Source organism: Hymenobacter roseosalivarius DSM 11622 (assembly GCF_900176135.1).
GTDB classification, from domain to species: domain Bacteria; phylum Bacteroidota; class Bacteroidia; order Cytophagales; family Hymenobacteraceae; genus Hymenobacter; species Hymenobacter roseosalivarius.
Window position 1 is genome coordinate 73,030 of sequence record NZ_FWWW01000082.1, and the last position, 20,314, is coordinate 93,343.

The window sequence follows — 20,314 nt, forward strand, 5'->3', positions numbered from 1 at the left end:
GGAATCAACGACCTTACACTTCAAAAATCCCTGATACAGAGCTTTCCCGCTACCTTCACTGCTCAGAATCTTTCTCTTCATTCCACCCGAAGCATGCCTACCTTCTTTCGCACCGCCGCCCTAACGGCCCTGCTGGCCACGACCGCGCCTGCCCTCCGGGCCCAAACCGTCAAGGAGCTGACCTACACCGTCACGATGGACCCGGCGGCCAACAGCAATGAGTTTCAGGTGAAGCTACAATTGCCCAGGCTCAAGAAAAGCCAGGACATCTACCAGTTCGCGGCCACCGCGCCGGGCACCTACCAGGTGATGGACATGGGCCGCTTCGTGCGCCGCTTTGAGGCCTTCGATGCCAAAGGTAAACCGCTGGGAGCCAAACAGCTATCTACCAATCAGTGGCAGCTGGCTAACCCGAAGAAAACCCGCGAAATCCGCTACACCATCGCCGAAACCTGGGATACGCCGGTGCAGGAGCACCCAATTTATCTTATGTGCGGCTCGTCATTGGAAGCCGACCACGCCTTGCTCAACGGCCAGACCATTCTGGGCTACCCCGAGGACATGCAGAATGCCCCCCTGCGCCTTAAGTTGAACTATCCCAAGGACTGGAAAGCCGGCACCGTACTCGTACCCGACGCCCAGGGCTACTACCGCCTGGACGACTACGACTACGCTGTTGATTCACCGATTTTAGTAGGCCGGCTCACCGAAGCCAGCACCGAGCTCGGCGATGCCGACGTGGCCCTATACTGCTACTCCGCGACCGACAAAGTGCAGGCCGAACCGCTGCTGGGCTACATGCAGAAAATGCTAAATGCCGCTCAGGCCTTTCTGGGGGGCAATTTGCCGGTGAAGCGCTACGCGTTTCTGTATCATTTTGCTGATAAATCGGCCGGGGCCTGGGAGCATTCTTATAGCTCAGAATACGTGCTGCGCGAAACGCCGCTTACGGCGGAGTCCGCCCGGAACGTAGTCGACATCGCGGCCCATGAGTTCTTCCACATCGTGACGCCGCTGAACATTCACTCCGAAATCATCGAGCAGTTCAACTTCGTGAACCCCACGGGCTCCGAGCATTTGTGGCTGTACGAGGGCGTCACGGAGTGGGCCTCCCATACCATGCAGCTGCGCGGCGGCCTCGTCTCGCTCGATGATTACCTCGAAACCCTGCACGATAAAGTCGTTTATGACCGCACCCGCGCCGATAGTACGTACAGCCTCAGCAAGCTGGGCCTGAACTCCTTCGGCGACGAAGGCCAGCGGCAGTACGGCAACATCTACCAGCGCGGGGCCCTCACCGCCACTCTGCTGGATTTGCGCCTGCTGGAGCTGAGCGGCGGCAAGCGCGGCCTGCGCGAAGTGTTGCTGGAGCTGGCCAAAAAATACGGTCCCGACAAGCCCATCAGCGAGAAAAACTTCTTCCAGGATTTCACCCGGCTCACCTACCCCGAAATCGGTGATTTCTTTGCCCGCTATATCCAGCAAGCCGAGCCTCTCCCGTTGCAGGAGTACTTCGCCAAAGTTGGCATCCGCTATAACCGCAGCCTGCGCACCGGCCGCCAGATAGCCACCCTCGGCCAGGCCTCCTACCAGGTACGCGGCGACGAGGTGTATTTCACCGCGCTAAGCGCCCCGCTGCAAGCGGCCGGCGTCCGGCAGGACGACCAGCTCGCGGGCATCGACGGGACCTTCGTGGATCGGCGCAACTTTGCTTCCGTCATTGGCCAGGTAAAATCGCGCCCTGCCGGCTCCGAGCTGTCGCTCACTATTCGCCGGGACGGGAAAGAGCAGCCGGTGCGCGTGCGTCTTGGGGCTACGGAGGAAGTAAAAAGCTATGACTTCGCGCCCGACCCCAACGCCACGCCGGCCCAGCTGGCTCTGCGCGAGGCGTGGATGAAGAACTTATAGGGGCTTCTTGCCTCACCCCCGGCCGTTCAACGGAGGCCTCCGTTGAACGGCCGGGGGTGAGGCAAGAAGCCCCCCAGAGCTACATTCCAACCAGCAACAATGCTCCAGAATCAAAGCTCGACCGGAACCAACGCGGCTGAGAAGCGTTGGTCAAAAAGCGCGTCCTGCCACGCGGATTCTTGCCAACTGACTTCTCCTGAGTATGTCTATATCCACCCAACCGCTAGATCAAGCCCCCTTTCACAACTCCTTCGTGGAAGAGCTGCGCGGCGAAATTGCCCCCGATAAGCGTCCGCGCCAGGTGCCTGGCTACCATTACTCCCGCATCGAGCCCACGCCCGTCCGCGACCCGCACCTGCTGGCCTGGTCCGAGGAGCTGGGGGGCTTTTTGGGCCTGACCCGGCCCGAGGAGCGTGGCCCCGCCGTGGATGCTCTGGCCGGCAACCTCGTTACCGATAGCATGAAACCGTTCGCGGCCCGCTACGGCGGGCACCAGTTTGGCCACTGGGCTGGGCAGCTCGGCGACGGGCGGGCCATTTCCCTAGGCGAGCTAAGGGCTGTTGATGGCTCTGCCTGGGAAATCCAGCTCAAAGGAGCCGGTCCCACGCCCTACTCGCGCCGCGCCGATGGCCGCGCGGTGCTGCGCTCCTCGCTGCGGGAGTTTTTGTGCTCTGAGGCCATGCATTCCCTCGGTGTGCCCACCACCCGGGCCCTGAGCCTGGTAGCTACCGGCGACACGGTGGTGCGGGATATGTTCTACAACGGCAACCCGCAGGAAGAGCCGGGAGCCGTCGTGGCGCGGGTAGCGCCCACGTTCATTCGCTTCGGCAACTTTCAGATGATGGCCGTGGCCGGCGAGCTGGATAATCTGCGCGCCCTCGCCGATTACGTAATCCAGCACCACTACCCCGAGCTGGGCGCGCCGTCGCCGGCGGTGTACATGGGCTGGTTTGAGGAAGTCTGCCGGCGCACGGCCGTTATGATAGCGCACTGGCAGTCCGTGGGCTTCGTGCATGGGGTGATGAACACGGATAATATGTCCATTTTGGGCCTCACCATCGACTATGGCCCCTACGGCTGGCTGGAGCCCTACGACCCCGACTGGACGCCCAACACCACCGACTTTGCCTCCCGGCGCTATGCCTTCGCGCAGCAGCCCCAGGTGGCGCTCTGGAACCTGTATCAACTGGCGCGGGCCATCGTGCCGCTGGTAGCCGAGCCGGAAGCCCTCCGCCAAAGCCTCGATCAATACACTGCCACGCTGGCCGAAACCCGGCACGCGATGATGCTGCGCAAGCTCGGTCTCTCCGAGCTGTTTCCGGTCGAAGATCGGGCGTTACTAGAAGCCCTGCCCGAGGCCCTGGCCGGGGCGCAGGTAGATATGACGCTGTTCTTCCGCCGCCTCTCGCACACCGTTCCGGCCTTGTTAGCGAACCCGGAGAAGCAGGCTGCTTTGTTTGGCGAGGTGCTCGCGGCCGCTTCCTATAACGTGTCGCCGGAGGGGGAGCAAGCGCTGCTACAGTGGCTCCAGCAATACGCCCAACGCCTTCAGCAGGAGCCAGCTAGCCCTGAAGTTATTCGCGAAAACATGCTCAGCGCCAACCCTAAATACGTGCTGCGCAACTACCTCGCTCAGCAGGCTATCGAAGCCGCCGAAGCCGGCGACGTATCGGTTCTCAACCGCCTGATGGAAGTGCTGAAAACTCCCTTCGCCGAGCAGCCTGAGCACGACGAGCTGGCTGCCAAACGCCCCGAGTGGGCACGGGAAAAGCCCGGCAGCGCGACGTTGTCGTGCAGCTCGTAGGGCTGGCTGGCAGTAGATGAAGTCGCGGACATCATGCTTCATCTGGCGTCCGAAAGCAAAGCATCTTCGACGCTTCATTGAATTTGCTAACCAGCAGAGATGCTTCGACAAGCGGACGCTAGATGAAGCATGACCACCTTTTATATGACAACACCAGCACGCGAGATGCTTCGCGTTGCATGACGTTCTTTGTCTACTTCCCCCTCACATAAAACGGAATATTTGCCGTCGCTACATTATCGTGCCCATCATAGGCGTACACGAATAACCGATACGCGCCTTCCTTGGTGGGCGCGGTAAGCGTAGTTTGGGCCTTGGCGCCAGCCGGAACCAGACCCGGAATAGCCACTGGCCGGCTTTCCCGGTCGCCGCCATTTTTCAGGTCGGTGCTTTCCGGGAGCAGCTCGTAACGGTAGATCAGCGGGTCCTGGTTGGGGTCGGTGACGGTGGCCGCGACGGGGTAGCGCTGGCCGGGTTGCAGGTACACATTGCCGGTGGCCGGCTTGCCATCCAGCAAAAAACTCTCCAAGTGCGGAGCCCGATTCTGGGGCCACTTGCCGCTCCACAGATACTGCATCACATCCACCACCTCTGACTCCTTACCGTCCTCGGTGAAAATGCCGTACCAGGTAGGCGTGCGCTCCTGCTTCTGGCCCCACAAAAATACGTAGGTGCCCAGGCACTGGGTTTTGTCCTTGGCAATGGAGGCCTCGTAGCGGCTCTGGTACACGGCAGCTTTCTGGCTGCTGGTTTCTTCCACCGACGCTTTCCAGGGCGTGACGGGGCTTTCCCAGTGGCCGGTGGGGCCCCACTCGGCTACCACGTAGGGGCCGGTCCAGCCGGTGGCGCGCACCTTCTCGGGGATGGCGGCCAGCCCGGCGTAGGTGTTGATGCTGAGGATATCCACGGCCGGGCACCTGGCCTTGATGTAGTCGGCTTCCTTCTGATTGAGGCCGGCCAGCACGGTGCTGGTGGGGTGATTGGGGTCAACCTCGTGAATCATCTGGGCAATCTGCTGCACGGCATCCCATACTTTCGGATTAGTGTACTCCAGGTTCAGTTCGTTGCCGATACCCCAGAACAGCACGGCCGGGTCGTCTTTGTACTTCACCACCTCAGCGCGCAGCTTCTGCAGCTGCTCGGCCACGGCCTGAGGGTTGTTGTAGTCGAAGCCATGCCGCTCGGGGGTCACGTACAGGCCCAGCATCACGGTGAGGCCGTGTTGGTTGGCGTCGGCCAGCACCTTGTCGGCATCGTTGGTGGCCCAGGTCCGGATGGAGTTGCCGCCGCAAGCCTTGATGCGCTCCGGAAATTGCCCCCCGCCGGCTCCCTTAATGAAGTACGGCTGCCCTCCACGCAGCAGTTCGTAGCGCCCGTTGGCTTGTCTGACTTCGACCTTAGTAGGGTCGGTTTGGGCGCAGGCCGTAGTGGCGAGGGTGAGGAGGGATAGGCAGAGGGAAAGGTTCATCGGGTTGTGGGGGGCTTTTTTGGGTGGTTTGAGACTACCGCGAGTTTAGCGTAGCGTAACTCGTGCTGGTTTTGTTGTGAGGCTGCGCCTCACCCGGCAGAACGACTTGCGTTTGCTTGGCAACTCGCCGCCGTCGCTCGGCTGCGCCGAGTGACCATTACGCCTGAGCAGCTGCGCTACGAATTGGTTTGCGCCGGGTGCAGCTTACTTACCTACCGAAGCAGCCGCGCGTAGCAGAGCTGCTGGAGCGTAGTCGTCACTCGGCACAGCCGAGCGACTGCAAGGGGAACCCCCCTGCGGCTCATCGTCAGTCTCAAGCAGAAGCACGTGACGGCTTCCACGGTGCTGAAGCGCCTCAATTCCTACTCCCAGCACCCCCCCCTTTACCTGGCCCTGCGCGAGTTGGGTCGGGCCGTGCGCACCTAGTTTTTATTGCGGTACATGGACGACCAAGACTTACGTAAGCGCATTGACGACCAACTCGATAAACTTGAAAGTACGCCCCACTTCGCCCGAGCGGTATTTTACGGCCAAAACGGGCAGTTGCGCTACGCCGGCAAGGAAGAGCAGCAACTCGCCGATGACTGCAAACGCCTCGTGCAAAATGCGCATCAAGCATTTGGGCCGTGATTGTGTGCTAGAACTGCTTGTACCTGAATCAGCAGCTGTTTCAAGCCCCGCCCACCGAGCGGCAGGCCTGGCCGATGCCATCACCCTGATGTCGCCCGTGAGCTGGCAGCACATCAACAAGGGGAGTTCGATTTCTCTGATGAGGCGCTCACGGATGCGCTACGCTTCGACCTGGGCGCGTTGCTCACCGTTGAATGGGAAGCCGCTGATAGCTAATAAACTACCGCTTGAAATGCGCCTTTTGGCCCAAACTTTCAACCAAGCCCTAATTATATTACTGCCCGGCCCACCCTCCCCCTTGTTTTACAACGTATATAATTGAAAATCAACTGTTTTACATTCACCTTCATCAAAATTCCCGCCCTCATGAAAACTACAAAACTCCTGTTCCTGCCCTTAGCTGGCTTGTTCTTGGCTAGCTGTTCCAAAGACGACATTCTGGAAACCTTCAAACAACCGAATACCTCCAAACTATTCACCGTCACTGTCGAGAACATTTCTCCTGTCCAACTGATACCCACGATGCGGGCCAATGGGACGGTACCGCTCTCGCCGGGCGTGTTCACCGTGACGGCAGGCAGCAACCCGATGTTTACCGTTGGCAGCCCGGCCGACCAGGGTACCGAACGCATTGCCGAAGACGGCACTCCGGCCGTTAAGTTCGCGGCGGTCAAAACAAACCCGGCTGTAACCGCCTCAGGCATATTTGAAAAGGACAAAGGCGGGGGGCCTATTCTCAAAGGTGAAATCAGCACCTTCTCCTTCCGGGCTAAACCCGGCGACAAGCTCCAACTAGAAACGATGTTCGTGCAGTCCAACGACTGGTTCATCAGCTTAGGAGCCGATGGGCTGCCCCTCTTCAACGGCAGCACCCCCAACACCGGCAACAAGAGCAGCGCCCTGGTAATCTACGACGCGGGCACCGAGGCCGACACCGCCCCCGGCACTGGCCCTGACCAGAAGCCCGTTCAGCCAGCCGACAACACCGGCCCGGCCGACGCCGTTACCACGATTCAGAACGCGGTTTCGCGCCACTCAGTCGCCCCCTCCAACTTCACCATTACGCCCGTTACCTCGGTGATGAAAATTACCGTCTCGGTGCAGTAACCCCTGCCGCAGCTAATTGTAGTCCTAAAAACTCTTTTGCTTTGCCAAACGCCGTCCGGTAAGTCTCCCATTCCGGCCGGCAGCGGAGCAAGGCGAGGGCGGCCAACCCCTACTCGATGCTTTCGACCGAAAGCCCCAACTCCTGAGTTGGGGCTTTTTTATAAGGGCTACTACCTGTTGATAATCAATGAGTAACTAATTGGGTCTTGAAATTGGCTAGCCCCATACAAATAGCTACTGCGTCCTCGAGCTTCTGTTTTTGTTTTAATCGATTCTCGATTCGCAAACTAAAGAATGCTTTTGCTTTCGCAATGCCATGTTCGACCCGGACGCGCCCACTCGCTAAGGCGGCATCACTAGGGCGTTGCTCTTGGGTGAGAGGCTTCGTTTTGCGGGCCTTTGTTGGCCTGAAAAGAAAGAAAGGTGTTACGTATTTTTCGAGTCCACAAAAGCCGGAATCAACATGAACCCGAAAAGCAGAGAAGTCAAATTCAGCGAAAATATCTTTAAAAAAGGTGAAATCATGTACGTGACCATCATACATCGGACTCAGGAATAAAATACGTCGAAGCTGGTCACAAATCAGGAGCCATTTTACGGTGTGTTGTTTTTTTACCACTATACTGGCTGCGTTGAAGATCTTGATTATCAGGTCTTTCAATGGGTATTTCGGTCAAGTAAATAAATGAATCCTGCACCCCGGCGAAGGTTTGCTCAAAACTACCTTGTCCCGTAAAAAGTCGCTTTGCCAAGGCATTTTGTTGCTGAAGCGCCGCTTTTAAGCACGGTTTAAGTAATTCCTCCGCAGTCGCTCGGCTGCGCCGAGTGACCATTACGCCTGAGCAGCTGCGCCGCGAATCCGTTCGCGCGAGTTGCTAATATGGCCCGATACCAAGCAGACACACGCGGCACAGATGCTGGAGCGCACCTGTCACTCGACTCAGCCGGGCAATTGCGGGGCTTGTCTGCGCTATGGTATTGTTGATTCATCAACTAGTGCCTCACCAGTTTCTTCATCTGACTTGAACAGTACGATGAAGAATCAGCCTGAAATGGCAGGGGCGGTAAACGAAATTGCTTTGCCGGTCCAGTTGGCAGTATTTCCCGAAGCATCCATCAAAGTAAATACTACGGAAAAGTTTTTGCCCTTCTCCAGCGCAAACGCTCCAGAGCACATGCCATGTCCGATGGAGATGAAATCTTTGATGACAGGGCGTAAGTAGTAAGAGACTATTTCACCGGTAGCCAGGTTCCTGACGCTGGCTTTAACTATGTAGGCAGACTGATCTTGTACGACACCATAAAAATCAACATTGACAGCTGGTCCGCATCCCATTGGCACATAACACTTTGTCTTTTCTTTGGGTAATAATTTCCAGGTGGGAGCAATTTTATCACTGCCAGCAACAACGGTTTAAACTACCGTTTCCTGCCGATATGTTTTAGCGAGATTTAGCCCTTTATTTCGAGCATCCTCAATAACCAATTCGTATTGTTTTCCTGTGTCGAGCGCACGTTGAGGTTTAAGTAATGCTTGGGTCAAAGAAACTTGCCCTACTAATAGCTGCTGTACGATAAGCGGTATTTGCTGAGCGCCCGATCGGAGATATACTTTGTAGGTAAACCCTAAGCCAGTAATGATTTCTTGGCTATCGGCATACCCATCTATCAAGAAGATGGAGTTTTGCTTTATCGTCTTCGTGATGGGCCAAAATTCAAACCCGCTGGTATAGCATTTGGCCTGCGCTATTGACGCTACTGATAAGGCTACAAGAAGTATAAGAGTGAGCTTCATTGTCGGAGTGGTATAGCCTAATTGATTGTGCTACTATGAATTAGCTTGCTGTATAAGCGCATAACGTTGATGCATACATAGCTTGTATATCCACGTTACAGCTGGTGTGGCGCTGGGGGGCTTTTTTTTGAAATAAGCTTAGCAGCGAGGCCTTTGTACGTACTCAATGGCCGTGGTCGTAGCTGACGACGCGCGTTACTTTCCACTGGCCGTCTTTTAGTCGCCATACCATCATGTTCTTGAAAGTGCCGCAGTCGTCTTTGCCGTTCTCGACGTGGCAGAAGCGGTGCAGGTGAGCATCTACCGCGCCGTAGCCCGGAATGGGGTACACCTCCAGGCTGCCCGGCACCAACTGCCGATTCAGGCCGGTGGTTTTATTCTGCTCAAACAAGCTCCGGAAGCCTTTCATCGTTTTGCGGAAATCGGCCAGGCCGCCTTTGTCGTGGTAAAATTCGAGGTCTTCGGCGAAAAAGGTTTGCAATTGCTCTGTGTCGTGGCGGTTGAAGGCCGCGAACATGGCGCTGTCGAGTCGGGCTATGGTGGTGTAGAGCTCTTTGGAAGGAGGCAATTGTACTGTCGCGGGCGTTTGCGCAGCCGCTGGCGGTGGTGCCGCAGATTTGCTCATAGAACAGGCCCCAACCGCCAGCAGCACCATTGAGCTGAGCATTGCTGCTACGTTGGTCGGGCGCAGATTTGTAGTGACTAAGTTACGAGAGTGAGATAAGCAGAAACGAAAATCCATAAGTAACGGGGGGCTTTTTTACGCCTCTATATTTTGAGAAACAGCTGCTAAACAGGGTTGCTTATTCGTGGTATACATGCTTCGATTTCAGTTAATCTTTAAGGGCGGGCCTACTACTTTCATCTCGTTGGCAGCGAATATCCTGGCAATCTCCTGAGGCGTGGGGTCCGCTTTTAAAGCCGCCAGTGTCACAAAAAACTCCTCCAGTTTTCCAGCGGGTTGCAAGGTCACCATCATGCGGCCGGTTTTGCTGACCTGGGTCCAGGCATGGGGCACTTGGCGGGGCAGGAAGATGCTTTCCCCCGTTTTAAGGGAGTATCTCTCTTCTCCGACCTGGAAGTAATATTCCCCGTCCAGCACGTAAAATACTTCATCCTGTTTGAAATGCACATGCAGAGGCGTGCCCCGGCCGGGGGATAGGCTGGTCTGTTCAAAAATAGCTAAGCCGCCGTTGGTGTCTTTGCCCGAGACTTTAAGGTCCAGGATATTAGCGTTGACGCCCAGCAGCTTCATGTGGCCGTGGAGGCGACCTTCCCCGGCGCGTACCTTGAAGCCTTTCCCGGTGGGGTCGGCGGGGGCCTGCATTTGCCCCCCAGCCACGAAAGGCAGGCCGGCAAGCGATGTCTGAAGAAAGCGTCGGCGCTCCATAGCTGGCGAGGTTAACGGCGTTGCGGTTTAGTATGCTTACAAATTGCCTCCAGGGCAACCAATTTCGGCGAAGCAGTGATTTGGCTATACTACCCTGGTTGCCAGTTGAATATAGTGAATTTCTGATTTGGTGGGCTGATCCCTTTTTGTCTTCTTATATCACCTGCGCACAACTATGCAGCTCTACAATCGGTACTGCTTAGGCAGGAATAGCCTTTTCAGGAACGTGTAGAGTGAAAGATGTACAGCCCCTGAATCCGACGAGGCTTCAGCGGCCGCTTGCTGGAAACTATACTGCTCCATCTTCTGCATTTTAAAGAAGCAATGCCGTCTATCTATTCCTTCGCTCTGAAGCTTGCTGCTCTGTCGCCGCTCGGTCTGTTAGTTGTTCCAGCCAGGAGCCAGTCTGCCGAGCGGATAATAGACCGCAATACGATCGGCTGGTTTACCTACAATGGCGGCCACCAAATAGGCGAAAAGTGGGCCGTGCATACCGAAGTACAGTTGCGCCGGACGCGCTTGGGGTTGGGCCGCCAGCAGCTGCTTTCGCGCCTGGGCTTGGTGTATTCGCTCGCCGAGCAGGTGACGCTATCGGGGGGCTATACCCAGCTGACCACGTATCCCTACGGCGACTACCCCACGGCCAGCCTCGGCGAAGCGACACCCGAGAACCGAGCGTATGAGGACGTGACACTGGCCAACACCTACGGCCGGCTGCAGCTCACGCATCGATTTCGGCTGGAGCAGCGCTGGCTGGGGCAGCTGGCCGAAAGCAATCCGAAGCAGGTTGCCAGCTGGGAATACCAGAACCGCGCCCGCTACCAGGTGGCCGGCGAGATACCGCTGCAAGGCTCCAGCATTGATGACGGCGAGCTGTACGTTACCTTTTTCGACGAGATATTTATCGGCTTCGGGAAGAATGTAGGCCGGAATGTCTTCAACCAAAACCGCATTTTCGGGGGGCTGGGCTATCAAATTCACGACAACTGGAAGCTGGAGCTATACTACCTGAACCAGTGGACCCAACACGCCGAGCCTGCCCCCAATACGCAGCAGTCGGTGTTTGAGAACAATAATGGGTTTCGCCTGAACGTGGTGTATGACCTGGATTTTACGTCGGCTCCAGCATCAGAATAACACCTTGTGCTATAACACCACAACGCTTCCCCCGCGCTTAGGAGTGTACGCCAGCGGAACGCGCGAACTCAGCTGGTTCGCGGTCCAGGGCTTGAATCTTCGCTTTATAAGCCGGCGGTAGCAGCGCACTTTTCACCCACTGACTTAGCGATAAATGCTGCGTGCGACGATACACCGGAACCACCGGCCGCAGCCACGACCTGGCGCCCAATTGAAGCAAGTCGCGCACGGTAGCTGGTACCACCAAGCGTTGCGCGTGTAGCAACAGCCAGTACCGCACCGGCCCTAAGTGCCGACGATACTGCTGATACAGATCTTTGGTGAAGCGGCTGTGCTCCAGATCGGAAGTCAGATGCTGCTGCCGCGCCACCAGCCACTCGGGGTAGGTGGGGGGCAAATCGGGGATGCCCATGCGCTGACCTACGCGAGAAAATACGGTGAATACCTCTTCTTTTTCGGGGCCGCTCATGGGCCTCTCCAGCAACTCGAATGCCCGGATAGAATAGTCGATAAGCAGGAACAGCACGTCGCGGTAGGCCCAGTCGGGAATGGCCGCGCCCCGCTTCGCTTCCACGGCCGCATGAATGGCGGCAATGCTGTCGATGGCTCGTTCGGCGGCGGGCTGGGAGGCAAATACGATTTGCCGGGCGTACTCTACGGTAGAGAATAAGCGCGCCAGCGGGTCGGCGGGCAGGCGGCCGGTGAAGTATAGCCAGTCTACCGCTTTGTTCAGAGCAAACTCGGCCGCCGCGCCGGCAAAAATGAACAGCACGGTATCAGCCTTGCCCCAGATGGTCCGTACCACAGAATGCTTCGGTACAAAATATTCCATAGGACAAGAACTGGAAAAGCGAGCAAAAGGCTCCCGGAGCCTTCAGTTACAACTGCTGCTGTGCTACAAAAGAACCAAAGAAGCAGAACGGTGAGCTGCGGCCAACTCATAGCACCTTTAAAATAAAAGCCGTGCTCACTCATCCGGGTACTGCGGAGGCTCTTCGTCGGAGGCGTGGGGAGAGTTGGAGCTGGGGCCGCAGCCGGCCAGAATGGCGCACTCCAAGGGCTGGCCGTGGTGGAAGCGTAAAAACCCAACCGTGGCGAGCCACATTGCTAGGCAAGGCGCTACCCAATAGAGCCAGAGCCCGTGGTAGGAGCCGGCTGCCAAGGCGGTGCCCAGCGACCGGGCCGGGTTCAGGCTCATCCCCGAATAAGGCGTTTCTACGAGAACATAAATCGCCACCAGCGCGCCCAGTAGCCACCCAACCCACTCTTTCAGCTGGCTCGAATGCAGGGCAATGAGAGCTACCAGCATCATTACAAAACAGATAATGAACTCGGCGACGAAGGCAATCAGCTCGCCTTGGAGAAAGACCGGGTTGGGTTGCGTTACCGTGTATTTTACGGCCGGATGGGCGTAGAGCTTGGGCAGACAAAGCTTCAGCAATTGGGCCGCTCCGATGGCGCCGCCTAGTTGCGCCAGCACGTACCACACCGCATCGGGGAAGCGTATTTTTCCTAATTGCCAGAAGGCCAAAGTGACTGCGGGGTTGATGTGCGCGCCCGAACGTTTGCCCCAGGGGCTGTAAACAATGATGGCCAACACGAGGCCCAGACCCAGGCCCGAAATGCCCCGCCGCAGCACCGGATATTCCGCCAGACTCTGCCGCACGGGCGAAGCCGGATGCTCCATCAGGATAGTCAGCAAACCGGCGCCTCCCACAAAAAAGGCCAGACCCAATGCTTCCGCAACGTAGTGAGGCCAGTGCCGACGAAGCACGAAAAGCAAACGGTGAGCAAACAGCATTGGTGAAGCAGGGCGCAGGATCTGCTACGTACAACGCATCCTGCCTTGATCGGTTGTGACGCGCTGCACGGGCACCTGGGGGCTTTCTTCACCGCTACAGCTTGCCGGACCTATAACCTCGTAAGTCGCAGGTAGTGCTATAAGGGGTAGCCCTAGCTTAGGAGCAGAAATTCCTGCTAAGGAAATGGAAGAGGCCATAGATGGCCTCCTAGCGCGCTTTTACCAACAACGCATTCGGAGAACTACTGTTTTGCGAACGAAGTAGGAAGGGCCTCCAACGAACACCAGAGGCTGTTTTATTAAGCTTTTTGCCGGCAGGTTTTTCGACTGCTTGCTTTAAGTCCCGTTTGCCGGCCGCACGCCCCCCATACCGCCGCTTGGGCACCCGACGAGCGTCAAATATGAACTCTAGCACATAGTCTTAGCGGGAATTTCTGTTCCTGGTCTAGGGCTACCCCTTATTGCCATGGCCCGGCAATACTCAGCCGCAGAGTGAAGCCGCCGAAGTCTATTATAAGGGCATCGTAATCAGGTCGATAGACATTATGTTGGCCTAATGCGATGCGTATTTAAAGTTATTGTAACCACGACCCCAGCCGGCAAGGGCAGATTTGCCCCCCAGCAGGTTTACAGCTCCCGAATCCAGATGTTGCGGAAGCTGAGGGGCTCACTTGGGTCGCCGTGAGATTGGAGCTTGATGGGGGCCGGTCCGTGCTTTTGGTAGCTGGGCTTGCCGATATACACCGTAGGCCCAGCCAGGGTGACATTATTCTGCACCACCACGCCGTTGAAGAGTACCGTCACGCAGGCAGGAGACTGCACAGAGCCATCGGCCTTGAAGGTGGGTGCCGTCCAGAGCACATCGTACGACTGCCACTCGCCGGGCTTGCGGGTGGGATTGGCCAGCGGAATCAGCTGCTTATAAATGCTGCCGGCCATGCCGTTGACGTAGGTTTTATTCTGGTACGAGTCCAGAATCTGTAACTCGTAGCCCAGGTCGCCTTTGCCCAGCGAAGCCAGAAACAGGCCGCTGTTGCCGCGCACTTGCCCTGTGCCCGCAATAGTAGCCGGCACGCGCCACTCCAGGTGCAACTGGTAGTTGGTGAAGGTGCGCTTGGTTTCGATGTTGCCGGCCTTCTTATCAACGGTAAAAATGCCCCCCGCGACTTTCCACTTGGCGGGCGCGTTGCGGTCATCTGCCGATACCCACTGCGTTAAATCCTTGCCATCGAACAGCACGAGCGCATCGGAGGGCGGGGGGGTAAATTGGGGGCTGGTGGCTACCACTTTGGGCACAGGCTCCCACACCTCCGTGTCTTCTGGTTTTCCCTTCTGCTGTGCCTGAGCCATCAAAGAAGTGCTGAATAGTAGAACGGAAGCAAGCAGGGTGGAGCGCATAGAATGCTTGGTAAAGTAATGGAAAACAAGATGGTTAGACGTCACAGAGCTGCACGGCCTGCCGGAGCGAGGCGAGCTTGTCAGTTTTTTGCGGGATAAATTCCTGGGCTACGTAACCTTTGAAGCCGGTGGCTAGAATGGCGCGCATGATGGCCGGGTAGTTCAGCTCCTGGGTGTCGTCAAGCTCGTGGCGGCCCGGAACGCCGGCCGTATGGTAGTGGGCAATGTAGGGGTGATTCTCGGTGAGCGTACGGATAACGTCGCCCTCGTTGATCTGCATGTGGTAGATGTCGTAGAGCAGCTTGAAGTGCTCGGAGCCCAAGCGCTTGGCCAGCTCTACGCCCCATTTGGTGCGGTCGCACTGGTAGTCTTTGTGGTCGATTTTGCTGTTGAGCAACTCCATTACCAGCACTACTTTGTGCTGCGTGGCGAGCTTAACCAGGGGCTGTAGTCCCTGCACGCAGTTGTTCCAGCCCGCTTCATCGGTTATGCCCCGGCGGCTGCCGCTAAAGCAGATCAGGTTGGTGTAGCCCGCCTTGGCCACCAGCGGAATCATGTCGGCGTACTGCTTCTGCAGGCGCGCGTGAAACTGCGGGTCGTTGAAGCCATCGGTCAGGTTGATTTCGGCCCCGTTGCACATAGGAGAGTCCAACCCGTATTTTTTCAGCGTGGGCCAATCTTTGGGGCCTACCAGGTCAATGCCCCGAATGCCCATTTCCTTGGCCGCCGCGCAAAGATTTTCCAGGGGCATGTCCTGGAAGCACCACCGGCACACGGACTGTTTCAGGTTGTTTTTCAACGGTGTATTCTGACTGGGGGGCTTTTTATCAGTCGCGCAAGCCGCTGTGCTCCCCAGCACACCCATGGCCGCCGTGCTGGTCAGGAGCCCTTTCAAAGCAGTTCTTCGGTTCCAGATGGTCATTAGTCAAACTAATTAGCTTGGGCCAGCGAAGGGGCCGCATCGTAGGGGGCAGGTGCCACGGCCTGGGTCTGGGGGCGGTCTTTGAACAAGAGCAGGAACAACAGCACTACTACCCCGGCAATACCAGCCGGAATCAGCCAGATCATGCGCCAGTCGTGGACGCCCTCCGAGAGTTGGTAGTTGTCAAAAATGCGCCCCGAAAGCAAGGTGCCGATCAGCATGCCTACGCCGTACGTTGCCAGCGTAATGAAGCCCTGGGCGGAACTTTTGAACCGCTCCCCGGCCAGGTTGTCGGTATAAATCTGGCCCGTTACGAAGAAGAAGTCGTAGCAGATGCCGTGCAGCACAATGCCCGCAATCAGCATCCAGTAGTTGCTTTGGCCGTCGCCGTAGGCGAAGAATACGTAGCGCACCACCCAGGCCAGCATCCCGATAGCCAACATCTTTTTCACGCCCAGACGGGTAAAGAAAAACGGAATCAGGAGCATGAACAGCAGCTCGGAAACTTGCCCCAGACTTTGTACGCCGGCCGCTGCTTTCATCCCGACTTCATTCAGAAACGGGTTGGTGAAGCCGTAGTAAAAGGCCAGCGGAATACAGATGGCGATGGAAGCCAGAAAGAAAATGAGGTAGGAACGGTTCTTCAGCAGCCCAATGGCATCGAGGCCCAGCATATCGCCCAAGGAGCTGGACTGGCCGCGTTTTACGGGCGGGGTAGCCGGCAGCGTAAAGCTGAATACACCCAGCAAAGCCGAGGCACCCGCGGCCATCAGGAAAGTAGCCCGCAGGCTGCCGCTTTGCTCCCAGTTCAGCCAGCCGATAGTGAGGCCGGCCACAATCCAGCCCAGCGTGCCCAGCACTCGAATAGTGGCAAACTCCTTCTGCGGATTCTGCATCTGCCGGAACGCAATGGAGTTCACCAAGGCCAGCGTGGGCATGTACAGCACCATGTAGGTCAGGATGTTGGGATAAAAAGAGCCGAAGTCTGTGGATGACGACGCGCGCCAAAGCAGCAGCGCCCCGGCCAGATGCAGCACGCCCAGAATCTTCTGCGCCGAGAAAAATCGGTCGGCAATCAGCCCGATGATGAAAGGGGCTACAATGGCTCCAATGGACTGCGTCAGAAACGCCACTCCCACCTGCGTACCCGTCGCGCTCAGGTTGCGCAGCAGGTAGGTGCCTAACGTCACGAACCAAGCGCCCCAGATGAAAAACTCCAGGAACATCATGATGGACAGCTTAATCCGGATGGAGGAAGTCATAGCTGGGAAGGTAAGTGATGTCGTGAAAGATGGAAATTATTTCTAGTTCAAGTGCCCAGTTTGATTTAGGCCGTCATGCCGAGCATGTGGCGCATGAAGCCAGGGACGAAGCATCTCGCGTGCGGTCGTTGCCAAGCTAATTGTCATGCTGACGAGAGGAAGCCTCTCTACTGGTTAGTAATCTCAATGTCAGCGCAACGAAGCGGGAGAGATGCTTCCTCTCGTCAGCATGACGTTCTTTTTATTATAGATTAGCACCACAACGACTACGAGCGAGATGCTTCGTCCCTGGCTTCATGCGCCACATGCTCGGCATGACCGCCTTTTTAGTTGATTTACCTCAGGGTAAGAATGTAGCGAGCCATTTCCTCGGCATCGGCTACCGATATGGCAGGGTGGGGCGTCATGGCAATATCGCCCCAGTTGCCTTTGCCGCCGGTGATAATTTTGCCCCCCAGCATCTTGATGTTGGCTTCCGTGGCCGGATATTTCTGGGCTACGGCCTGGTAAGCCGGACCAAGGAGCTTCTCGTTTACGCGGTGGCAGGTAGTACAGTCGCTGCTTTCCATGAGCTTGGCGCCCTTGGCCAGCGCCCCGCCGGTTGGTGCCGTACCAATTTTGGTGACGTTGGTATCAACCTGGGGCTGGCGGGCCACCGCACTCAGGTTGGCACCCGTGGCGCTGTCGTTATTCAGGATTACTTCGGGTTCCGCCAGGGTATATTTCTCCTGGGGGGCTTTATTGGACTCGGAGCTACAAGCAGCTAAAAAAGCGAAAGAACTGAGGAGCAGAAGGGCTTTTTTCATAGTGTTAAAGGGGGAGGTTAAAGGCCTAATAGACTTTTGTTGTGGGCTTTATCAGTGCCCGCGGCCGCAAAATCGTCAAAGGCTTTGTCGGTGACGTGGATGATATGGTCGCGGATGAAGGTAGCACCTTCGCGGGCACCGTCTTCGGGGTGCTTCAGGGCGCATTCCCACTCCAGCACGGCCCAGCCGGGAAAGTCGTACTGGGCCATCTTGCTGAAAATAGCTTTGAAATCTACCTGCCCGTCGCCGAGGGAGCGGAAGCGGCCGGCGCGGTTTGCCCAGCTTTGGTAGCCCCCGTACACGCCCTGCCGACCAGTAGGATTAAACTCAGCATCCTTGACGTGAAAGGCCCGAATCCGCTCGTGATAGATGTCGATATACTCCAGATAGTCAAGGCACTGGATCACGAAATGGGAGGGGTCGTAGAGCAGACAGGCCCGCGGATGGTGCTGTACTTTGTCGAGGAACAGCTCGTAGCTGATGCCGTCGTGCAGGTCCTCGCCGGGATGTGTTTCGTAGCACACATCTACCCCGCACTCGTCGAAGGTTTGCAAAATAGGCAGCCAGCGGCGCGCCAGCTCGTCGAAGCCAGTGTCTACCAGTCCGGCCGGGCGTTGGGGCCAGGGATATACCATCGGCCAGAGCAGCGCGCCGCTAAAGGTGGCGTGAGCCGTCAGCCCCAAGTTCTGCGACGCTTTGGCCGCGTACTTAAGCTGCTGCACGGCCCATTCTTGCCGGGCCTTGGGGTTTCCGCGAAGTGCTGCGGGCGCAAAGCCATCAAACAGCGAGTCGTACACCGGATTCACGGCGACCAGCTGACCCTGCAAGTGCGTGGATAGCTCCGTGATTTCCAGACCGGCGGCCTGCACCGTACCTTTTACCTCGTCGGCGTAGGTCTGGCTTTCGGCCGCTTTTTGCAGATCAATAAAGCGATTGTCCAGGGTTGGTAGCTGTACGCCTTTGTAGCCCAGGCCGCCGGCCCACTCGCAGATGGAAGCCAGACTGTTGAATGGCGGCTGATCCGAGATGAATTGCGCCAGGAAAATCGCGGGTCCTTTGATGGTTTTCATGCGCGGCTAGACAGTAAACTCAGTCCACTTCTGATCGGAGCGGCCCGAGGCAATGACGTTTTCGATAAAAGCCATACCGCGCACGCCTTCTTCGATGCTGGGATAATCGAGGGCTTCGGCAGAGGCAGATTTGCCCCCCAGCTCCGCTTGCAGGCTCAGGGCGAAGTTGCGGTAGAGGTTGGCGAAGGCTTCGAGGTAGCCCTCCGGGTGTCCGGCCGGGGTGCGGGTATTGTGGCGAGCGTAGGAGCTGACGTAGCCCGTGCCCGCCCGCCGGATTTCGGTAGGCCGATCCAGCCATTTCACTTGTAGCGTGTTGGCATCTACTTGCTGCCATTCCAGGCCGCCTTTGTCGCCGTACACGCGCAGACGCACGTTGTTTTCCTCGCCCGCTGCTACCTGCGTAGCCACCAGCACACCGCTGGCGCCACCCGCCAGGCGGAGCAGCACGGCACCATCATCATCGAGCTTGCGGCCCGGTACTACGGTATTTATGTCGGCGCAAAGCTGGGTTACGGACAAGCCCGTAACGTACTCCAGCAGGTTGAAGGCGTGGGTGCCAATGTCGCCCATGGCGCCGGCGACGCCGCTGCGGGCGGGGTCGGTGCGCCAGGCGGCTTGCTTGTTGTCGGAGGAGCCTTCCTCGAAATTGCTCAGCCAGCCCTGCGGGTACTCCACGTACGCCTTGCGGATGGTGCCCAACTCGCCGGAGGCTACCAGCTGCCGCGCTTCCTTTACCATGGGGTAGCCGGTGTAGGTATGCGTGAGGCAGAAGTGACCGTTGCTGGCCGCTGCTACGGCCTGCAGTTCCTTGGCTTCGGCCAAAGAAAAGGTCATGGGCTTGTCCAGAATGACGTGAAAGCCATTTTCCAGGGCCAGCTTGGCGGGGGCAAAATGCAGATGGTTGGGCGTCACGATGGATAAGACCTGCACGCGCTCTGTTTCGGGCAGCGCCTTTTCCCGCGCTATCAATTCTTCATACGAGCCATACACCCGGTCGGCAGCCAGGCCGAGAAGCTGGCCGCTGGCTTTGGAGGTTTCGGGGTTGCTGCTGAAAGCGCCAGCTACCAGCTCGTAGAGGCCGTCCAGCGCGGCGGCGTGACGGTGGACGGCGCCAATAAAAGCCCCCTGGCCGCCGCCAATCATCCCGAGTCGTAGTTTCATGCCGTCCAAGGTCGCGCTTTTAGTTTACGTGGTAGCCCAAGCCTTATCGCCCTTTTTGTAGGGCATGCAGCCATCGTACTTGCCCGGTACGGGAGCGTAGCGTAGGGCTTTGGTGCTGCCCACTTCGGAGGTAAAGTAGCCCAGCAAGGTCAGCTCTTTGAACATGCGGAAGTAGTGGTTGGGATCTTCCAGCGTTTTGGTCTTGGCGTAGTTTTTCTGCTCCGCATCGAGGGCCGTGAGCAGGGCCGTACGCTGGGCCGCGTCCGATGCCAGAAAGCCTTTGCCGTTCTTCGTTTTAGAAGCTTCTTCCAGCTGCGTCAGCCCCTTCAAAAATATCTGCTGATCGGCCGGTTTGTAGCAGTCTCGCACCATTACGGCCATAAAACCGCCCACATCGGCAGCTTTGGCACCTGGGGATGAGGTAGTTGGCAGAATAGTATCGCCCACTTCATTCAGGTAAGCTACTTGCTCCTGATTGAGAACGGGCTTTAGCTCTTTGGCTGCTGGGGGGCTTTTTTTCGTCGTCCTAGCTTCCTTTTCCTCACTCGGGGAGGAGCAGCCGGTGAGAAAATAATCGGCGCCGATGATAGTGCCGCCCATGATGAGGGCTACCCGGCCTAATGCGTCTCTTCTATTCATAATGCTGCAGATTAAG

20 protein-coding genes and 1 pseudogene are annotated in these 20,314 nt (G+C 57.3%); 6 read left to right on the plus strand and 15 right to left on the minus strand.

Features of this window, described 5'->3' with window-relative positions:
• Positions 1 to 93 precede the first annotated feature (93 nt).
• Both B9A24_RS14920 and B9A24_RS14925 read left to right on the plus strand, forming a co-directional pair.
• On the plus strand, positions 94 to 1,908 hold the full coding sequence (locus B9A24_RS14920) for a M61 family metallopeptidase (RefSeq protein WP_084446824.1): 1,815 nt from the start codon (positions 94 to 96) through the stop codon (positions 1,906 to 1,908).
• A 202-nt stretch (positions 1,909 to 2,110) separates the two neighbouring features.
• Positions 2,111 to 3,712, plus strand: a complete 1,602-nt coding sequence (locus B9A24_RS14925; RefSeq protein WP_084446825.1) for a protein adenylyltransferase SelO — start codon at positions 2,111 to 2,113, stop codon at positions 3,710 to 3,712.
• Positions 3,713 to 3,905: 193 nt separating this feature from the next.
• On the opposite strand, the gene B9A24_RS14930 is transcribed toward B9A24_RS14925, so the two are convergent.
• Positions 3,906 to 5,180 carry a glycoside hydrolase family 2 TIM barrel-domain containing protein gene (locus B9A24_RS14930; RefSeq protein WP_143434959.1) on the minus strand — a complete coding sequence of 425 codons (1,275 nt, stop codon included), beginning with the start codon at positions 5,178 to 5,180 and terminating at the stop codon, positions 3,906 to 3,908.
• Positions 5,181 to 5,483: 303 nt separating this feature from the next.
• Here B9A24_RS14930 and B9A24_RS14940 point away from each other — a divergent pair.
• Both B9A24_RS14940 and B9A24_RS14945 read left to right on the plus strand, forming a co-directional pair.
• Positions 5,484 to 5,810: pseudogene (locus tag B9A24_RS14940) on the plus strand (Tn3 family transposase).
• Positions 5,811 to 6,176: 366 nt separating this feature from the next.
• Positions 6,177 to 6,917 carry a spondin domain-containing protein gene (locus B9A24_RS14945; RefSeq protein ID WP_143434960.1) on the plus strand — a complete coding sequence of 247 codons (741 nt, stop codon included), beginning with the start codon at positions 6,177 to 6,179 and terminating at the stop codon, positions 6,915 to 6,917.
• A 184-nt stretch (positions 6,918 to 7,101) separates the two neighbouring features.
• Here B9A24_RS14945 and B9A24_RS14950 read toward each other — a convergent pair whose 3' ends face one another.
• Positions 7,102 to 7,536: a transposase family protein gene (locus B9A24_RS14950; RefSeq protein ID WP_234997329.1), complete on the minus strand. Its 435-nt coding sequence runs from the start codon at positions 7,534 to 7,536 to the stop codon at positions 7,102 to 7,104.
• Entirely contained in the window at positions 7,493 to 7,750 is a 258-nt protein-coding gene (locus B9A24_RS22355) for a hypothetical protein (RefSeq protein WP_200813935.1), read from the minus strand. The genes B9A24_RS14950 and B9A24_RS22355 overlap by 44 nt, the downstream gene beginning before the upstream one ends.
• A gap of 81 nt (positions 7,751 to 7,831) precedes the next feature.
• Here B9A24_RS22355 and B9A24_RS21705 point away from each other — a divergent pair, with 81 nt between their 5' ends.
• On the plus strand, positions 7,832 to 8,140 hold the full coding sequence (locus tag B9A24_RS21705) for a hypothetical protein (protein ID WP_143434961.1): 309 nt from the start codon (positions 7,832 to 7,834) through the stop codon (positions 8,138 to 8,140).
• A 191-nt stretch (positions 8,141 to 8,331) separates the two neighbouring features.
• Here B9A24_RS21705 and B9A24_RS14955 read toward each other — a convergent pair whose 3' ends face one another.
• The 3 genes from B9A24_RS14955 to B9A24_RS14965 form a co-directional block, all read right to left on the minus strand.
• On the minus strand, positions 8,332 to 8,712 hold the full coding sequence (locus B9A24_RS14955; protein WP_084446830.1) for a hypothetical protein: 381 nt from the start codon (positions 8,710 to 8,712) through the stop codon (positions 8,332 to 8,334).
• A 163-nt stretch (positions 8,713 to 8,875) separates the two neighbouring features.
• Positions 8,876 to 9,337: a nuclear transport factor 2 family protein gene (locus B9A24_RS14960; RefSeq protein ID WP_234997320.1), complete on the minus strand. Its 462-nt coding sequence runs from the start codon at positions 9,335 to 9,337 to the stop codon at positions 8,876 to 8,878.
• A gap of 204 nt (positions 9,338 to 9,541) precedes the next feature.
• On the minus strand, positions 9,542 to 10,102 hold the full coding sequence (locus B9A24_RS14965) for a cupin domain-containing protein (protein WP_084446832.1): 561 nt from the start codon (positions 10,100 to 10,102) through the stop codon (positions 9,542 to 9,544).
• A gap of 324 nt (positions 10,103 to 10,426) precedes the next feature.
• Between B9A24_RS14965 and B9A24_RS14970 the strand changes: the two genes are divergently transcribed.
• The gene (locus tag B9A24_RS14970; protein ID WP_084446833.1) at positions 10,427 to 11,239 is read left to right on the plus strand and encodes a DUF2490 domain-containing protein; all 813 of its coding nucleotides are present in this window, start codon (positions 10,427 to 10,429) and stop codon (positions 11,237 to 11,239) included.
• A 37-nt stretch (positions 11,240 to 11,276) separates the two neighbouring features.
• On the opposite strand, the gene B9A24_RS14975 is transcribed toward B9A24_RS14970, so the two are convergent.
• From B9A24_RS14975 to B9A24_RS15015, 9 genes are all read right to left on the minus strand, one after another.
• The gene (locus B9A24_RS14975) at positions 11,277 to 12,071 is read right to left on the minus strand and encodes an oxygenase MpaB family protein (protein ID WP_084446834.1); all 795 of its coding nucleotides are present in this window, start codon (positions 12,069 to 12,071) and stop codon (positions 11,277 to 11,279) included.
• Between the two features lie 135 nt (positions 12,072 to 12,206).
• Positions 12,207 to 13,040 (minus strand): MIP/aquaporin family protein, encoded by an 834-nt coding sequence (locus B9A24_RS14980; RefSeq protein ID WP_084446835.1) that lies wholly within the window; start codon positions 13,038 to 13,040, stop codon positions 12,207 to 12,209.
• A gap of 627 nt (positions 13,041 to 13,667) precedes the next feature.
• Positions 13,668 to 14,438, minus strand: coding sequence for a 3-keto-disaccharide hydrolase (locus B9A24_RS14985; protein WP_084446836.1), 771 nt, complete (start codon positions 14,436 to 14,438; stop codon positions 13,668 to 13,670).
• 34 nt (positions 14,439 to 14,472) lie between these two features.
• Entirely contained in the window at positions 14,473 to 15,360 is an 888-nt protein-coding gene (locus tag B9A24_RS14990) for a hydroxypyruvate isomerase family protein (protein WP_084446837.1), read from the minus strand.
• A gap of 8 nt (positions 15,361 to 15,368) precedes the next feature.
• Positions 15,369 to 16,622, minus strand: coding sequence for a nucleoside permease (locus B9A24_RS14995; RefSeq protein WP_084446838.1), 1,254 nt, complete (start codon positions 16,620 to 16,622; stop codon positions 15,369 to 15,371).
• A 335-nt stretch (positions 16,623 to 16,957) separates the two neighbouring features.
• Entirely contained in the window at positions 16,958 to 17,428 is a 471-nt protein-coding gene (locus B9A24_RS15000; RefSeq protein WP_200813931.1) for a c-type cytochrome, read from the minus strand.
• 17 nt (positions 17,429 to 17,445) lie between these two features.
• Positions 17,446 to 18,498 (minus strand): sugar phosphate isomerase/epimerase family protein, encoded by a 1,053-nt coding sequence (locus B9A24_RS15005; RefSeq protein ID WP_084446839.1) that lies wholly within the window; start codon positions 18,496 to 18,498, stop codon positions 17,446 to 17,448.
• Positions 18,499 to 18,504: 6 nt separating this feature from the next.
• The gene (locus B9A24_RS15010; RefSeq protein WP_200813932.1) at positions 18,505 to 19,659 is read right to left on the minus strand and encodes a Gfo/Idh/MocA family protein; all 1,155 of its coding nucleotides are present in this window, start codon (positions 19,657 to 19,659) and stop codon (positions 18,505 to 18,507) included.
• Positions 19,660 to 19,683: 24 nt separating this feature from the next.
• Positions 19,684 to 20,298 carry a gluconate 2-dehydrogenase subunit 3 family protein gene (locus tag B9A24_RS15015; RefSeq protein ID WP_084446841.1) on the minus strand — a complete coding sequence of 205 codons (615 nt, stop codon included), beginning with the start codon at positions 20,296 to 20,298 and terminating at the stop codon, positions 19,684 to 19,686.
• Positions 20,299 to 20,314 lie beyond the last annotated feature (16 nt).

Coding starts and splice junctions, on each gene's coding strand:
- B9A24_RS14920 (WP_084446824.1), top strand. CDS start 94: ATGCCTACCTTCTTTCGCACCGCCGCCCTAACGGCCCTGCTGGCCACG.
- B9A24_RS14925 (WP_084446825.1), top strand. CDS start 2,111: ATGTCTATATCCACCCAACCGCTAGATCAAGCCCCCTTTCACAACTCC.
- B9A24_RS14930 (WP_143434959.1), bottom strand. CDS start 5,180: ATGAACCTTTCCCTCTGCCTATCCCTCCTCACCCTCGCCACTACGGCC.
- B9A24_RS14945 (WP_143434960.1), top strand. CDS start 6,177: ATGAAAACTACAAAACTCCTGTTCCTGCCCTTAGCTGGCTTGTTCTTG.
- B9A24_RS22355 (WP_200813935.1), bottom strand. CDS start 7,750: ATGGTCACTCGGCGCAGCCGAGCGACTGCGGAGGAATTACTTAAACCG.
- B9A24_RS21705 (WP_143434961.1), top strand. CDS start 7,832: ATGCTGGAGCGCACCTGTCACTCGACTCAGCCGGGCAATTGCGGGGCT.
- B9A24_RS14955 (WP_084446830.1), bottom strand. CDS start 8,712: ATGAAGCTCACTCTTATACTTCTTGTAGCCTTATCAGTAGCGTCAATA.
- B9A24_RS14960 (WP_234997320.1), bottom strand. CDS start 9,337: ATGAGCAAATCTGCGGCACCACCGCCAGCGGCTGCGCAAACGCCCGCG.
- B9A24_RS14965 (WP_084446832.1), bottom strand. CDS start 10,102: ATGGAGCGCCGACGCTTTCTTCAGACATCGCTTGCCGGCCTGCCTTTC.
- B9A24_RS14970 (WP_084446833.1), top strand. CDS start 10,427: ATGCCGTCTATCTATTCCTTCGCTCTGAAGCTTGCTGCTCTGTCGCCG.
- B9A24_RS14975 (WP_084446834.1), bottom strand. CDS start 12,071: ATGGAATATTTTGTACCGAAGCATTCTGTGGTACGGACCATCTGGGGC.
- B9A24_RS14980 (WP_084446835.1), bottom strand. CDS start 13,040: ATGCTGTTTGCTCACCGTTTGCTTTTCGTGCTTCGTCGGCACTGGCCT.
- B9A24_RS14985 (WP_084446836.1), bottom strand. CDS start 14,438: ATGCGCTCCACCCTGCTTGCTTCCGTTCTACTATTCAGCACTTCTTTG.
- B9A24_RS14990 (WP_084446837.1), bottom strand. CDS start 15,360: ATGACCATCTGGAACCGAAGAACTGCTTTGAAAGGGCTCCTGACCAGC.
- B9A24_RS14995 (WP_084446838.1), bottom strand. CDS start 16,622: ATGACTTCCTCCATCCGGATTAAGCTGTCCATCATGATGTTCCTGGAG.
- B9A24_RS15000 (WP_200813931.1), bottom strand. CDS start 17,428: ATGAAAAAAGCCCTTCTGCTCCTCAGTTCTTTCGCTTTTTTAGCTGCT.
- B9A24_RS15005 (WP_084446839.1), bottom strand. CDS start 18,498: ATGAAAACCATCAAAGGACCCGCGATTTTCCTGGCGCAATTCATCTCG.
- B9A24_RS15010 (WP_200813932.1), bottom strand. CDS start 19,659: ATGAAACTACGACTCGGGATGATTGGCGGCGGCCAGGGGGCTTTTATT.
- B9A24_RS15015 (WP_084446841.1), bottom strand. CDS start 20,298: ATGAATAGAAGAGACGCATTAGGCCGGGTAGCCCTCATCATGGGCGGC.